The organism is Photorhabdus viridis (genome assembly GCF_040256935.1).
Lineage (GTDB): Bacteria > Pseudomonadota > Gammaproteobacteria > Enterobacterales > Enterobacteriaceae > Photorhabdus > Photorhabdus viridis.
Window position 1 is genome coordinate 1 of sequence record NZ_JBEJZY010000310.1, and the last position, 369, is coordinate 369.

Annotated in this window: 1 protein-coding gene; it reads right to left on the reverse strand. The window is 59.1% G+C overall.

Going from position 1 to position 369, the window contains the following annotated elements; translation table 11 throughout:
- Positions 1 to 369, reverse strand: a 369-nt coding sequence (locus ABR397_RS25550) for a contractile injection system protein, VgrG/Pvc8 family (protein WP_350307808.1), incomplete at both ends; no start/stop codon positions are given.

Here is a 369-nt window from a genome sequence, read left to right on the forward strand (position 1 = left end):
GCTTCCGGCGCCTCTCCCCTGACTTTCAACTCCTGACCCGGCAACAGCGTGGCGGATGTCGTCAACCCTCGCAGTTGGGTCTGTCGATTCAGGTAACGTTCATGTTGCAGCCGGGAATAGAACACCCCGCTTTCGGCTTCTGGATCCAGGTCGTAACGGTTGCCTAACACCCGGTAGTTGTTATCCAGGTAATGGTACGCTTCGCCATACAGGGTCTCATCGCCCCGCGTCACATCCACTTCGGCATCCATACCGTACTGCGGCAGCGCGTCACGGTAGTCATAATCCCGGGTCGCCACTTTGCCTGCCACCACCTGATGCGCGGTTTCCATGCCCCATACCGCGTCTTCTTCCCCACCGTGCATGCCT